Origin of the sequence: Streptomyces sp. NBC_00385 (assembly GCF_035917155.1) — a bacterium.
Classification (GTDB): domain Bacteria; phylum Actinomycetota; class Actinomycetes; order Streptomycetales; family Streptomycetaceae; genus Streptomyces; species Streptomyces poriferorum.
This window is the reverse complement of sequence record NZ_CP107951.1, coordinates 1,693,328-1,707,755: the sequence shown is the minus strand read 5'-3', so window position 1 is coordinate 1,707,755 and position 14,428 is coordinate 1,693,328. Positions and strand designations below refer to the sequence as shown.

The window sequence follows — 14,428 nt, the reverse complement described above, 5'->3', positions numbered from 1 at the left end:
GTGTTCGGACGTCGCAAGAACAGTGGTTCCGCCGATGACACGGCGGACGAAGCGCGCGAGGCCGAGCAGGTCGTCGACGAGCTCGATGACGCCGAGGGCGGATCGCGCCGGACGAACCTTCCGCCGGCACCGCGGCCGGACGGTCCGTGGGACATCGAAGAGGTCTCCCAGCCCGGCGAGGGCCGGGTCGATCTGGGCGGCATCTTCGTGCCCGGTGTCGAGGGCATGGAGCTGCGCGTAGAGGTCGCCGGTGACGCGATCGTCGCCGCCACGGTGGTGCTGCGCGACAGCGCGATCCAGCTGCAGGCCTTCGCCGCCCCCAAGAAGGAGGGCATCTGGGGCGAGGTCCGCGAGGAGATCGCCTCCGGTATCACCCAGCAGGGCGGCATCATCGACGAGGTCGAGGGCCCGCTGGGCTGGGAGCTGCGCGCGCAGGTCCCCGTACAGCTCCCCGACGGGGCGAACGGCGTGCAGATGGTGCGTTTCGTCGGCATCGACGGCCCGCGCTGGTTCCTGCGCGGAGTGATCTCCGGCCAGGGCGCCGTGCAGCCGGAGGCCGCCGGTCTCCTGGAGACGGTCTTCCGGGACACCGTCGTGGTCCGCGGCGACGGGCCGATGGCCCCGCGCGACCCGATCGTCCTCAAGCTCCCCAACGACGCCCAGATGGTTCCCGAGGGCGTTCAGCAGGAGGAGCAGGAGGGCTCGAAGTTCTCCGGCGGCATGGCGGGCCTCCAGCGCGGCCCCGAGATCACCGAGGTGCGCTGACCCGCACCCCAACAGCACCGGCCGGTGGCCCGTACCCCTTCGCGGGGGTACGGGCCACCGGCTTCTGCGTGTCCGGGGGAAGAAGGGCGCGGAGGCCCCGTATGAGGCGCGTATCGGGCACGTACGGGCGCCGTCAAGGCCGGGCCCATCCCCGTATGGAAGCCATCAACGCAGGTCACGGGGGCGCGGGCAGGGGGTTTGCTCATGAGGTCCGAGAAATCCGCACCTCATCCAGGAGCACCCGATGGCCGACCTGGCCTTCGTCGTCACCACGATCGCGGTCTTCGCGTTGGTGGCACTCATTGCCAAGGGGGTGGCGAAGCTGTGACTGCCGAAAACGTGACCGGCCTCGTCGTGGCCGCAGCCCTGCTGGGCTATCTCGTCCTCGCCCTTCTGTACCCGGAGAGGTTCTGAGCCCGATATGAGCCCCGTCCTCGCCGGCGTGCTCCAGGTTCTCGCGCTCGTCGTGGCGCTGGGTCTGGCGTACCGCCCGCTCGGTGACCACATGGCCGGCGTCTACTCCTCTCCGAAGCATCTGCGGGTGGAGAAGTGGATATACAAGGCCATCGGCGCCCATCCGAACACGCAGATGCGGTGGCCCGCCTATCTGCGCGGTGTTCTCGCCTTCTCCGCCGTGAGCGTCCTCTTCCTGTACCTGCTGCAGCGGCTCCAGGGCTCTCTGCCCGGTTCGCTCGGCTTCGCCTCGATCGACCCCGACCAGGCGTTCAACACGGCGGCCTCGTTCGTCGCCAACACCAACTGGCAGTCGTACTACGGCGAGCAGGCCATGGGCCACGTCGTGCAGACCGGCGGCCTCGCGGTGCAGAACTTCGTCTCGGCCGCCGTCGGCATCGCCGTCGCGGTGGCCCTCGTCCGGGGGTTCGCCGCCACCCGCAGCGGTGAACTCGGCAACTTCTGGGCCGACCTGGTGCGCGGCACCGTACGGATCCTGCTGCCGATCGCGGTGATCGGCGCGCTCGTACTCGTCGCCTGCGGAGCGATCCAGAACTTCTCCGGCATCCACGAGGTCGGCCGGTTCACGGGCGGATCGCAGCAGTGGAACGGCGGCGCGGTCGCCTCCCAGGAGGTCATCAAGGAACTGGGCACCAACGGCGGCGGTTACTTCAACGCCAACTCGGCCCACCCCTTCGAGAACCCCAACGGGCTCTCCAACCTCTTCGAGATCTTCCTGATCCTCGTCATTCCCTTCGCCCTGACGCGCACCTTCGGACGCATGGTCGGTTCGCTCAGGCAGGGGTACGCGATCCTCGCCACCATGGGCGTCATCTGGCTCGGCTTCACCGCCCTGATGATGTGGACCGAATTCGCCCACCACGGAACCGCGTTCGAGATCGCGGGCGGCGCGATGGAGGGCAAGGAGAACCGGTTCGGCGTCGGCGGCTCGTCCATCTTCGCGGTGGCCACCACGCTCACCTCGACCGGTGCGGTGAACTCGTTCCACTCCTCGTTCACCGGCCTCGGCGGCGGCATCACGATGCTCGGCATGCAACTCGGCGAGATCGCCCCCGGCGGCACCGGCTCCGGTCTGTACGGGATGCTGATCATGGCGGTCATCGCGGTGTTCATCGCCGGTCTGATGGTCGGCCGTACGCCGGAGTACCTGGGCAAGAAGATCGGCACCCGCGAGATCAAGCTCGCCGCCTGCTACATCCTCGTCACACCGGCCCTGGTGCTCTGCTTCACCGCCGTGGCGATGGCCCTGCCCACGCCGGGCAACTCGATGACCAACTCGGGCGCACACGGCTTCTCGGAGATCCTTTACGCCTACACCTCCGGTGCCAACAACAACGGTTCGGCGTTCGCCGGGCTCAACGCGGACACCCAGTGGTTCAACACCACGATCGGGCTCGCGATGCTGCTGGGCCGGTTCCTGCCCATGGTGTTCGTCCTGGCCCTGGCGGGCTCGCTCGCCGAGCAGCGGCCCGTGCCGGCCACCGTCGGCACCCTGGGCACCCACAAACCGCTGTTCAGCGGGCTGCTGGTCGCCACCATCATGATCATCGCCGGTCTGACCTACTTCCCGGCCCTTGCCCTGGGGCCGCTGGCCGAGGGGCTGGCGTCATGACCCTCCGTACGAAGCAAGAGGCCACGATGTCCACAGTCACTCCGGCCCGAGCACCCCATCAGGACGCTCCGGCCGGGTCCGCTCCCGAAGGCCGCGTCGGCGCCGGGCTGTTCGATCCCCGGATGCTGATCGCCTCCTTCCCCGACGCGATACGCAAGCTCGACCCGCGGGTGATGGTCAAGTCGCCGGTGATGTTCGTGGTGCTGGTCGGGTCGGTGCTGACCACCGTGCTCGCGGTGCTGGACCCGGCCGACTGGTTCGGCTGGGCGATCGCCGTCTGGCTCTGGCTGACGACGATCTTCGCCAACCTGGCGGAGGCGGTCGCCGAGGGCCGCGGCAAGGCCCAGGCCGACACCCTGCGCAAGGCCAAGACCGACACCGTGGCCCGCCGGATCATCGGCAGGAACGAGGAGAGGGTCCCCGGCGCGGAACTGCGCATCGGTGATCTCGTGGTCTGCGAGGCAGGCGACATCATCCCGGGCGACGGGGACGTCGTCGAGGGCGTCGCGAGCGTCGACGAGTCCGCGATCACCGGCGAGTCCGCCCCGGTCATCCGGGAGTCCGGAGGCGACCGCAGCGCCGTCACCGGCGGTACGAAGGTGCTCTCCGACCGCGTCGTCGTCAAGATCACCACCAAGCCGGGCGAGACGTTCATCGACCGGATGATCGCCCTGGTCGAGGGCGCGGCCCGGCAGAAGACACCCAACGAGATCGCGCTCAACATCCTGCTGGCGTCCCTCACCATCGTGTTCCTGCTGGCCGTGGTCACGCTGCAGCCGTTCGCGATCTACGCCGGCGGTGAGCAGTCCATGATCGTGCTGGCCGCGCTGCTGGTCTGTCTGATCCCGACCACCATCGGCGCGCTGCTCTCCGCGATCGGCATCGCCGGCATGGACCGCCTCGTCCAGCGCAACGTGCTCGCCATGTCCGGACGCGCCGTCGAAGCGGCGGGTGACGTCTCGACGCTGCTGCTCGACAAGACCGGCACCATCACCCTCGGCAACCGCCAGGCCGCCGAGTTCCTCCCCGTCGCCGGAGTGACGGAGGCCGAACTGGCGGACGCCGCCCAGCTCTCCTCGCTGGCCGACGAAACGCCCGAGGGCCGGTCCGTGGTGATCCTCGCCAAGGAGAGGTACGGCCTGCGCGAGCGTCACCAGGGCGAACTCGCCCAGGCGGAGTGGGTGGCGTTCACCGCCCAGACCCGCATGTCGGGCGTGGACGTCGACGGGCGCAAGGTCCGCAAGGGCGCGAGCGGATCGGTCATCGCGTGGGTGAGGGAGCGGGGCGGCAGCGTCTCCCCGGACGCGCAGGCACTCACCGACCGCATCTCCGCGGCCGGCGGCACCCCGCTGCTGGTGGCCCGCCAGGACGCGGACGGGGCCCGGGTCCTGGGCGTCATCCACCTCAAGGACGTCGTCAAGGAGGGCATGCGGGAACGGTTCGACGAACTGCGCCGGATGGGCATCCGTACGGTCATGATCACCGGCGACAACCCGCTCACCGCGAAGGCCATCGCCCAGGAGGCGGGTGTCGACGACTTCCTCGCCGAGGCCACTCCCGAGGACAAGATGGCCCTCATCAAGCGGGAGCAGGCGGGCGGCAAGCTCGTCGCGATGACCGGCGACGGCACGAACGACGCCCCGGCGCTCGCCCAGGCCGATGTCGGGGTGGCCATGAACACCGGAACCTCGGCCGCGAAGGAGGCCGGGAACATGGTGGATCTGGACTCCAATCCCACCAAGCTCATCGAGATCGTGGAGATCGGCAAACAGCTGCTGATCACCCGCGGCGCCCTGACGACGTTCTCCATCGCCAACGACGTCGCGAAGTACTTCGCGATCATTCCCGCGATGTTCGCCGTGGTCTACCCGGGCCTGGACGAGCTCAACATCATGGACCTGTCCTCACCCCGGTCCGCGATCCTGTCCGCCGTGATCTTCAACGCGCTGATCATCGTCGCGCTGGTCCCGCTCGCCCTCAAGGGCGTCCGCTACCGGCCCAGCGGCGCGGACTCGATGCTCCGGCGGAACCTCTGCGTCTACGGGCTCGGCGGGCTCATCGCCCCGTTCGCCGGCATCAAGATCATCGACCTGATCATCTCCCTCATCCCCGGAATCGGCTGACCTGCCATGAACAACTCCGTAGGAAACTCCGCCCGCCTGCTCTGGGCAGGTCTGCGCGCCCTGCTCGTCCTCACCCTGGTCTGCGGCGTCATCTACCCCCTCGCCGTCACCGGCGTCGCCCAGGGGCTCATGCCCGGACGCGCCAACGGATCCGAGGTCACGGCGAACGGCAGGGTCGTCGGCTCCGAACTCATCGGCCAGCGCTACGACCTCCCCCTCAAGAAGGGCCAGGAGACCGCGGCCCCCGACCTCAAGTGGTTCCAGCCCCGTCCCTCCAACGGCCTCGGCACCAACAGCGTGAACACCCAGTACTCCCTGATCCTCTCCGGCGCGACCAACCGCTCCGGCGACAACAAGGAACTCATCGGCTGGGTCACCGCCGCCAAGGCCGCCGTCGTCAAGGACAACTCCGTCCCCGGCCACCCCGTCAGCCCCTCCCAGGTGCCGGCCGACGCGGTCACCTCCTCCGCCTCCGGCCTCGACCCGGACATCTCCCCGGCCTACGCCGATCTCCAGGTCAACCGTGTCGCGGCACGCAACCACCTCGACACCGCACGGGTCCGCGAGCTCGTCGACCAGCACACCGACGGCCGCATCCTCGGCTTCGTCGGCGAACCGCGGGTCAACGTCCTCCAGCTCAACATCGCACTGCGGGAACTCGTGAACGACACGGGAACGCGCTGAACACACCGCGTTGCCCGGGGCGGGCCACGGCGGCCCGCCCCGGGCACGGGACGACGTCGTTCCCGTGCCCGGGAACCGGTATGACATCGACCGGGCCCCGGCATCAGAATTACGTCAATACGGACCGCACCCGCAGCCCTCGCCCGATATGACGGAAATCAACGGAGTAGTTTCGACAGTGGCTGCCGCATGGGCCGCCGCCGGTCTCGGTGAACAGAACCGGTTTCAGGAAGACAATGGGGCCATGGCGCGCGGCAAACTTCGGATCTACCTCGGTGCGGCACCGGGCGTCGGCAAGACGTACGCGATGCTCTCCGAGGCACACCGCCGGGTGGAGCGCGGCACCGACTGTGTCGTCGGCTTCGTCGAGCACCACGACCGCCCGCGCACCGAGGTCATGCTGCACGGCCTGGAACAGATCCGGCGCCGCGAGATCGAGTACCGCTCCGCCGTCTTCACGGAGATGGACGTCGAGGCCGTCCTGGAGCGCGCCCCCGCCGTCGCCCTGGTGGACGAACTCGCGCACACCAATGTGCCGGGCTCCCGCAACGCCAAGCGCTGGCAGGACGTCGAAGAACTCCTCCAGGCCGGCATCGACGTGGTGTCCACGGTCAACATCCAGCACCTGGAGTCACTCGGGGACGTCGTCGAGTCCATAACCGGCGTACGCCAGCGCGAGACCGTGCCCGACGAAGTGGTCCGCCGCGCCGACCAGCTCGAACTGGTCGACATGTCTCCCCAGGCGCTGCGCCGGCGGATGGCCCACGGCAACATCTACAAGCCGGACCGGATCGACGCCTCGCTCTCCAACTACTTCCGCCCCGGCAACCTCACCGCGCTGCGCGAGCTGGCCCTGCTCTGGGTCGCCGACCGGGTCGACGAGTACCTCCAGCAGTACCGCGGCGAGCACAACATCCGCACCACCTGGCAGGCCCGTGAGCGCATCGTCGTCGGACTCACCGGCGGCCCCGAGGGCCGCACCCTCATCCGCCGCGCGTCCCGGATGGCGGCCAAGGGCTCCGGCAGCGAGATCCTCGCCGTCTACATCGCCCGCAGCGACGGACTGACGTCGGCCTCGCCCAAGGAGCTGACCGTCCAGCGCACGCTCGTCGAGGACCTCGGCGGCACCTTCCACCACGTCATCGGCGACGACATACCCTCCGCGCTCCTCGAGTTCGCCCGGGGCGTCAACGCCACCCAGATCGTCCTCGGCTCCAGCCGCCGCAAGGCCTGGCAGTACATCTACGGACCCGGCGTCGGCGCCACCGTCGCCCGCGAGTCCGGCACCGACCTCGACGTCCACATCGTCACCCACGACGAGGTCGCCAAGGGCCGCGGCCTCCCCATCGCCCGCGGTGCCCGGCTCGGCAGGGCCCGCATCATCTGGGGCTGGCTCGTCGGCGTCGGCGGACCGGCACTCCTCGCCCTGCTCCTCAAGGGCATGGAGAACGGCCCCGGCCTCGCCAACGACGTCCTGCTCTTCCTCTTCCTGACCGTCGGCGCGGCTCTGCTCGGCGGGCTGCGTCCGGCCCTCGCGTCGGCCGCCGCGGGCTCCCTGCTGCTGAACTACTGGTTCACCCCGCCGACGCACACCCTGACCGTGCAGGACCCCGAGAACTTCGTCGCCATCGTGATCTTCTTCGCGGTGGCCGTGGCGGTGGCCTCCGTCGTGGACCTGGCGGCCCGCCGCACCCATCAGGCCGCCAGGCTGCGCGCCGAGTCCGAGATCCTCTCCTTCCTGGCCGGCAGCGTGCTGCGCGGCGAGACCACCCTGGCCGCGCTTCTGGACCGCGTCCGCGAGACCTTCGGGATGGAGTCCGTAGCCCTGCTGGAGCGGCAGAGCGACGTCGATCCGTGGACGTGCGCCGGCAGCGTCGGACCGGCGCCGGTGGCCCGGCCCGAGGACGCCGATGTGGACATGCCCGTCGGCGACCACATGGCCCTGGCCCTGTCCGGCCGGGTGCTGCCCGCCGAGGACCGCCGGGTGCTCGGCGCCTTCGCCGCCCAGGCCGCCGTCGTCCTCGACCGCCAGCGCCTGGTGGGCGAGGCGGAGGAGGCCCGCAGGCTCGCCGAGGGCAACCGGATCAGGACCGCGCTGCTGGCCGCCGTCAGCCACGACCTGCGGACCCCCCTCGCCGCAATCAAGGCCGCCGTCAGCTCCCTGCGCTCCGACGACGTCGCCTGGTCCGACGACGACGAGGCCGAACTCCTCGAAGGCATCGAGAACGGCGCCGACCGCCTCGACCACCTCGTCGGCAACCTCCTCGACATGTCCCGCCTGCAGACCGGCACCGTCACCCCGCTGATCCGCGAGATCGACCTCGACGAGGTCGTGCCCATGGCCCTGGGCGGCGTCCCCGAGGACAGCGTCGAGCTGGACATCCCCGAGACGCTGCCCATGGTCGCCGTCGACCCGGGACTGCTGGAGCGTGCCGTCGCCAACATCGTGGAGAACGCCGTCAAGTACAGCCCGGACGGTGAGCGCGTCACCGTGGCCGCCAGCGCGCTGGGCGCCCGGGTCGAGCTACGGGTGGCCGACGGCGGCCGGGGCGTCCCCGACGAGGCCAAGGAACGCATCTTCGAGCCCTTCCAGCGCTACGGCGACGCCCCGCGCGGCGCGGGAGTGGGCCTGGGCCTCGCGGTGGCCCGCGGCTTCGTCGAGTCCATGGGCGGCACGCTGGACGCCGAGGACACCCCCGGCGGAGGCCTCACCATGGTCCTGACCCTCAAGGCGGCCTCGGGATACGTTCCGGTCAGCCTCGACCTGCCCGCACGGGTCACCTCATGACACGGGGAGACCTCCCCGGCCCCCGCACAGCCCAGACGTACGGACTCACGTACAGCAGAAAGGCAGGACCGCGATGACCCGGGTGCTTGTGGTCGACGACGAGCCGCAGATCGTACGCGCCCTCGTGATCAACCTGAAGGCGCGCAAGTACGAGGTGGACGCCGCGCCCGACGGGGCCACCGCGCTCCAGCTGGCCGCCGCGCGCCACCCCGACGTCGTCGTCCTCGACCTCGGGCTGCCCGACATGGACGGTGTCGAGGTGATCAGGGGCCTGCGCGGCTGGACCCGGGTGCCGATCCTGGTGCTCTCGGCCCGGCACACCTCCGACGAGAAGGTCGAGGCACTGGACGCGGGGGCCGACGACTACGTCACCAAGCCGTTCGGCATGGACGAGCTGCTGGCCCGGCTGCGCGCCTCGGTGCGCCGTGCCGAGCCCGTCGGCCAGGACGGCGGCGACGAGGTCGTGCTCGTGGAGACCGAGGGCTTCACCGTCGACCTCGCGGCCAAGAAGGTCCACCGCGAGGGGCGCGACGTGCGGCTCACCCCCACCGAGTGGCACCTGCTGGAGGTCCTGGTCCGCAACAGCGGCCGGCTGGTCAGCCAGAAGCAGCTGCTCCAGGAGGTCTGGGGGCCCTCGTACGGCACCGAGACCAACTATCTGCGGGTCTACATGGCCCAGCTGAGACGCAAGCTGGAGGCCGACCCCTCGCACCCCCGGCACTTCGTCACCGAACCCGGGATGGGCTACCGCTTCGAGCGCGCCTGAGGGGCCGCGGCCGGGGTGCCGTGCCACCCGTTCGAGTGAGACGGCGGCCACCCTCCAGGACCTCCGGAGACCGGTACCCTTCGGGTATGAGTGCCGTACCTCGATTCGAGAAGTCCCAGAAGGCCGAGCGGCCGTCCGGGCGCTTCCGGCGCATGCTCGACCGGCTCTCCAGCTCCCAGGAGGACCTGGAGTGCGAGGAGCTGGAGGAGGACTCGCAGGCATCGGGATGCACCCGGATCTCCGAGTGCACCGACCGCCAGATCGTGAAGGTCACTGGTACCTTGCGGACGGTCACCCTGCGACCGCGTGCCGGAGTGCCCGCCCTTGAGGCGGAGCTCTTCGACGGCACCGCGCCGCTCGACGTGGTCTGGCTCGGCCGCCGCTCCATCGTGGGCATAGAGCCGGGCCGCAAGCTCATCGCCTCCGGCCGCATCGCCATGAGCCACGGGCGCCGGGTGCTGTTCAACCCCAAATACGAACTCCGACCGCTCGGCAAGGAGTAGCCGGTGACGTCTCTCGACAAGCCGACGTCCGACACGGACCGCACCACAGACCAGCAGGAGGCCGACGCGAAGGCGGTCACCGAAGCCGCCCTCTTCGAGGCCTTCGGCGGCATCCGGGGCATGGTGGAGACGGTCCTGCCCGGACTGCTCTTCGTCACGATCTTCACCATCGACAAGAACCTCACGAACTCGGCCATCGCGGCCGTCGCGGTGTCGCTGGTGCTCGTGGCCGTACGGCTGATCCGCAGGGACACCGTCAAGCACGCCTTCAGCGGTGTCTTCGGTGTGGCCTTCGGCGTCGTCTTCGCGAAGATGACCGGCAACGCCAAGGACTTCTACCTCCCGGGCATGATCTACACGCTCGGACTGGCCCTCGCCTACCTGGTCAGCACGCTCGCAGGTCTCCCGCTGATCGGACTGATCCTGGGCCCGGTGTTCAAGGAGAACCTCTCCTGGCGCACCCGGAACCCCGGCCGGAAGAAGGCCTACGCCAAGGCCAGCTACGCCTGGGGACTGATCCTGCTCGCCAAGTGCGCGATCCTCTTCCCGCTGTACTGGTGGGCCGACACCACCCAGTTCGGCTGGGTCCTGATCGCCCTGAAGATCCCGCCGTTCCTGCTGGCGGTCTACCTCACCTGGGTCTTCCTCGCCAAGGCGCCGCCGCCCATCGACGTCTTCGCCGAGATGGAGGCCGAGGAGCAGGCCGAGAAGGCCCGTAAGGCGGCCGCCGCCGAAGCGGCGGCCCGCGGCCAGGAGTACTGACACACGCGACATGCGAGAGGGGCCTGTCACCGCCGCCGGCGGTGACAGGCCCCTCTCGCATGCTTTCCGCTCTCAGCTCTCCGGGTCGCCCTGGCGCACCGACAGCAGGTCCTCCAGCTGCTCCTCGCGTGCTTGGGCGGCGACGAACAGCAGCTCGTCCCCGGCCTCCAGGGTCTCCTCCGTGCTCGGCGTCAGCACGCGCTGCCCGCGGATGATCGTGACCAGCGAGGTGTCCTCCGGCCAGGCGACCTCCCCGACCTGCGTGCCCGCCAGCGCCGACTCCGGCGGCAGCGTCAGCTCGACCAGGTTCGCGTCACCGTGGCTGAAGCGCAGCAGCCGGACCAGATCGCCGACACTCACCGCCTCCTCGACCAGGGCCGACATCAGACGCGGCGTGGAGACCGCCACATCGACGCCCCAGGACTCGTTGAACAGCCACTCGTTCTTCGGGTTGTTCACCCGGGCGACGACGCGCGGCACGCCGTACTCCGTCTTGGCGAGCAGCGAGACGACCAGGTTCACCTTGTCGTCACCGGTCGCGGCGATCACGACGTTGCACCGCTGCAGCGCCGCCTCGTCCAGCGAGGTGATCTCGCAGGCGTCCGCCAGCAGCCACTCGGCCATGGGCACCCGCTCCACCGAGATGGCGGTCGGCGCCTTGTCGACGAGCAGCACCTCGTGCCCGTTCTCCAGCAGCTCGGCCGCGATGGAACGACCCACCGCGCCGGCCCCGGCAATCGCGACACGCATCAGTGACCGCCCTCCTCGGGGCCCTCGGCGAAGGCCGCCTCGACCTTCGCGATCTCGTCCGTACGCATCATCACGTGGACGAGGTCGCCCTCCTGCAGCACCGTCTGCGAGGACGGCAGTATGGCTTCGCCCAACCGGGTGAGGAAGGCCACGCGCACGCCCGTCTCCTCCTGGAGGGTGCTGATCTTGTGGCCGATCCAGGACGGGGTGGTGTGCACCTCGGCGAGCTGCACACCGCCGCTCGGATCCCGCCACAGCGGCTCCGCGCCCGAGGGCAGCAGCCGGCGCAGCATCTGGTCCGCGGTCCAGCGCACGGTGGCGACCGTGGGGATGCCGAGGCGCTGGTACACCTCGGCACGCCGGGGGTCGTAGATGCGGGCCGCGACGTTCTCGATGCCGAACATCTCGCGCGCCACGCGGGCCGCGATGATGTTGGAGTTGTCGCCGCTGCTCACCGCGGCGAACGCACCGGCTTCCTCGATCCCCGCCTCGCGGAGGGTGTCCTGGTCGAACCCGACCCCCGTGACGCGGCGGCCGCCAAAGCCGGAGCCGAGGCGCCGGAACGCCGTGGGGTCCTGGTCGATGACGGCGACCGTGTGCCCCTGCTGCTCCAGGGTCTGCGCGAGAGCGGCTCCTACTCGCCCGCAGCCCATGATGACGATGTGCACCTTGCGCCTACCTCGCAGTCCTGGTCGTCCGGCTGACCTGCGAAAACACCCTGCTCATACTCATTCCTCGGCTGGCCGGGCAAACAATGGGGCAACGGTTCGTCCCGTTGCCCAGGATTGAGCTTAAGCGGCGCCGGGTGCGTTGCCTCATTCGAGTGTGCTCATCCCGGGGGCACTGTGGCAAAGGCGACGTTCCGCGAAGCGTTCGGACGGACTTTCGAAGAGTGTTCGGAGGGTGTTCGAGAGAGCGGCCGGGGGCGCTCCGGAACGGCATTCGAGCGGCCGCGGTGCAAGGATTCCGTTAAGGATTTCGTGGCCTTTCCCGCCAGGTGCAGGAGATTGCGGGGCCACGGGGGTGGTGCGTGGGCTGCTCCCATACGGAACCCTTACGATCCTCAGCGTGTCCAAACTGACCGACGTGCCCAAACGGATCCTGATCGGCCGGGCCCTGCGCAGCGACAAACTGGGGGAGACCCTCCTCCCCAAGCGCATCGCCCTCCCCGTCTTCGCATCCGACCCGCTGTCCTCGGTGGCGTACGCACCCGGGGAAGTCCTCCTGGTGCTCTCCATCGCGGGCGTGTCGGCGTACCACTTCAGCCCGTGGATCGCGGTCGCCGTCGTGGTGCTGATGTTCACCGTCGTCGCCTCCTACCGGCAGAACGTGCACGCGTACCCGAGCGGCGGCGGCGACTACGAGGTCGCCACCACCAACCTCGGCCCGAAGGCCGGACTGACCGTGGCCAGCGCCCTGCTGGTCGACTACGTCCTGACCGTGGCGGTGTCCATCGCCTCCGGGGTGGAGAACCTCGGCTCCGCGATCCCGTTCGTCGTCGAACACAAGACGCCGTGCGCCATCGCCGCCATCGTGCTGCTGACCGTGATGAACCTGCGGGGCGTCAAGGAGTCCGGCAAACTCTTCGCCATCCCCACCTATCTCTTCGTGGCCGGCGTCTTCATCATGATCGCGTGGGGCGCCTTTCGCGGACTGGTCCTCGGCGACACGATGCACGCCCCGACCTCCGGCTACACGATCAAGGCCGAGCACGGGGGCCTGGCCGGATTCGCCCTGGTCTTCCTGCTGCTGCGGGCGTTCTCCTCCGGCTGTGCGGCCCTGACCGGCGTCGAGGCCATCAGCAACGGTGTCCCGGCCTTCCGTAAGCCGAAGAGCAAGAACGCCGCCACCACCCTCGCGATGATGGGCCTGCTGGCCGTCACCATGTTCTGCGGCATCATCGGCCTCGCCATGGCCACCGACGTCAAGATGGCCGAGAACCCGGCGCAGGACCTGATCAACAACGGCACCCCGGTCGGCTCGTCCTTCGTCCAGGACCCGGTCATCTCCCAGGTCGCGGCCGCGGTCTTCGGCGACGGCACGTTCTTCTTCGTGATCCTCGCCGCGGCCACCGCCCTCGTCCTCTTCCTGGCCGCCAACACCGCGTACAACGGCTTCCCCCTGCTCGGCTCGATCCTGGCCCAGGACCGCTACCTGCCCCGCCAGCTGCACACCCGCGGCGACCGCCTCGCCTTCTCCAACGGCATCGTGCTGCTGGCCGGCGCGGCGATCCTGCTGGTCTGGATCTACGGGGCCGACTCGACCCGGCTGATCCAGCTCTACATCGTCGGCGTGTTCGTCTCCTTCACCCTCAGCCAGACCGGCATGGTCCGGCACTGGAACCGGCACCTGCGCTCCGAGAAGGATCCGCTCAAGCGCCGCCACATGATCCGCTCCCGGGCGATCAACACCTTCGGGGCCTTCTTCACCGGCCTGGTGCTCGTCGTCGTCCTCGCCACCAAGTTCACCCACGGCGCCTGGGTCGCGCTGCTCGGCATGGTGATCTTCTACGGCACGATGACCGCGATCCGTAAGCACTACGACCGGGTCGCCGCGGAGATCGCCGCCGACGAGACGCCGTCCGACGAGACCGTCCGTCCCTCCCGGGTCCACTCGATCGTCCTGGTCTCCAAGCTGCACCGCCCCACCCTGCGCGCACTCGCGTACGCGAAGCTGATCCGCACGGACCACCTTGAGGCGCTCTCCATCAGCGTCGACCCGGCCGAGACCAAGGCGCTCAAGGAGGACTGGGAGCGGCGCGGCATCAACGTCCCGCTGAAGATCCTCGACTCGCCCTACCGCGAGGTGACCCGCCCGGTCATCGAGTACGTCAAGGGCCTGCGCCGGGAGAGTCCGCGCGACGTCGTGAGCGTCTACATCCCGGAGTACGTCGTCGGACACTGGTACGAGCACCTGCTCCACAACCAGAGCGCCCTCAGGCTCAAGGGCCGGCTGCTCTTCACCCCGGGTGTGATGGTCACCTCCGTCCCGTACCAGCTGGAGTCCTCCGAGGCGGCCAAGAAGCGGGCCCGCAAGCGTGCGGACTGGAACGCCCCGGGTTCGGTGCGACGCGGCCCCGTGGAGCGCCGGCACAAGGAACCGACGAACAAGAGCTGACGCTCCGTAGCGGCTCCTGGTAAGCGGCCGGACGACACCCACGTAGACTCGTAGGTTGTTGTCCGGCCGTTCGCCGTCCCGCCT

At 69.5% G+C, this 14,428-nt stretch carries 12 protein-coding genes; 10 read left to right on the top strand and 2 right to left on the bottom strand.

Translation table 11 applies throughout. From position 1 onward, the window contains the following. The 9 genes from OG959_RS07425 to OG959_RS07385 all read left to right on the top strand — a co-directional run bounded on the left by OG959_RS07425 (nucleotide 1) and on the right by OG959_RS07385 (nucleotide 10,477). Nucleotides 1-765 (top strand): DUF3710 domain-containing protein, encoded by a 765-nt coding sequence (locus tag OG959_RS07425; RefSeq protein ID WP_148021374.1) that lies wholly within the window; start codon nucleotides 1-3, stop codon nucleotides 763-765. 324 nt (nucleotides 766-1,089) lie between these two features. Beyond that, complete coding sequence (gene kdpF, locus OG959_RS07420) at nucleotides 1,090-1,179, top strand: K(+)-transporting ATPase subunit F (RefSeq protein WP_326657383.1); 90 nt, start codon at nucleotides 1,090-1,092, stop codon at nucleotides 1,177-1,179. Between the two features lie 7 nt (nucleotides 1,180-1,186). Beyond that, entirely contained in the window at nucleotides 1,187-2,851 is a 1,665-nt protein-coding gene (gene kdpA / locus OG959_RS07415) for a potassium-transporting ATPase subunit KdpA (protein ID WP_326657382.1), read from the top strand. Nucleotides 2,852-2,877: 26 nt separating this feature from the next. After that, nucleotides 2,878-4,974, top strand: coding sequence for a potassium-transporting ATPase subunit KdpB (gene kdpB, locus OG959_RS07410; protein ID WP_326666264.1), 2,097 nt, complete (start codon nucleotides 2,878-2,880; stop codon nucleotides 4,972-4,974). A gap of 6 nt (nucleotides 4,975-4,980) precedes the next feature. After that, on the top strand, nucleotides 4,981-5,658 hold the full coding sequence (locus OG959_RS07405; protein ID WP_326657381.1) for a potassium-transporting ATPase subunit C: 678 nt from the start codon (nucleotides 4,981-4,983) through the stop codon (nucleotides 5,656-5,658). A gap of 244 nt (nucleotides 5,659-5,902) precedes the next feature. Further along, nucleotides 5,903-8,446 carry a sensor histidine kinase KdpD gene (locus OG959_RS07400; RefSeq protein WP_326657380.1) on the top strand — a complete coding sequence of 848 codons (2,544 nt, stop codon included), beginning with the start codon at nucleotides 5,903-5,905 and terminating at the stop codon, nucleotides 8,444-8,446. A gap of 73 nt (nucleotides 8,447-8,519) precedes the next feature. After that, a complete protein-coding gene (locus OG959_RS07395; protein ID WP_148021380.1) occupies nucleotides 8,520-9,212 on the top strand; it encodes a response regulator in 693 nt (230 codons plus the stop codon). An 86-nt stretch (nucleotides 9,213-9,298) separates the two neighbouring features. Further along, on the top strand, nucleotides 9,299-9,715 hold the full coding sequence (locus OG959_RS07390; protein WP_326657379.1) for an OB-fold nucleic acid binding domain-containing protein: 417 nt from the start codon (nucleotides 9,299-9,301) through the stop codon (nucleotides 9,713-9,715). Between the two features lie 3 nt (nucleotides 9,716-9,718). Continuing rightward, nucleotides 9,719-10,477, top strand: a complete 759-nt coding sequence (locus OG959_RS07385) for a DUF3159 domain-containing protein (protein WP_219570099.1) — start codon at nucleotides 9,719-9,721, stop codon at nucleotides 10,475-10,477. A 72-nt stretch (nucleotides 10,478-10,549) separates the two neighbouring features. On the opposite strand, the gene OG959_RS07380 is transcribed toward OG959_RS07385, so the two are convergent. Both OG959_RS07380 and OG959_RS07375 read right to left on the bottom strand, forming a co-directional pair. Beyond that, complete coding sequence (locus OG959_RS07380) at nucleotides 10,550-11,227, bottom strand: potassium channel family protein (protein ID WP_148021383.1); 678 nt, start codon at nucleotides 11,225-11,227, stop codon at nucleotides 10,550-10,552. Further along, complete coding sequence (locus tag OG959_RS07375) at nucleotides 11,227-11,895, bottom strand: potassium channel family protein (RefSeq protein ID WP_026242838.1); 669 nt, start codon at nucleotides 11,893-11,895, stop codon at nucleotides 11,227-11,229. Before OG959_RS07375 ends, OG959_RS07380 begins: the two co-directional genes overlap by 1 nt. 400 nt (nucleotides 11,896-12,295) lie before the next feature. On the opposite strand from OG959_RS07375, the gene OG959_RS07370 reads away from it, so the two are divergent. Continuing rightward, nucleotides 12,296-14,344, top strand: coding sequence for an APC family permease (locus OG959_RS07370; RefSeq protein ID WP_326657377.1), 2,049 nt, complete (start codon nucleotides 12,296-12,298; stop codon nucleotides 14,342-14,344). Nucleotides 14,345-14,428 lie beyond the last annotated feature (84 nt).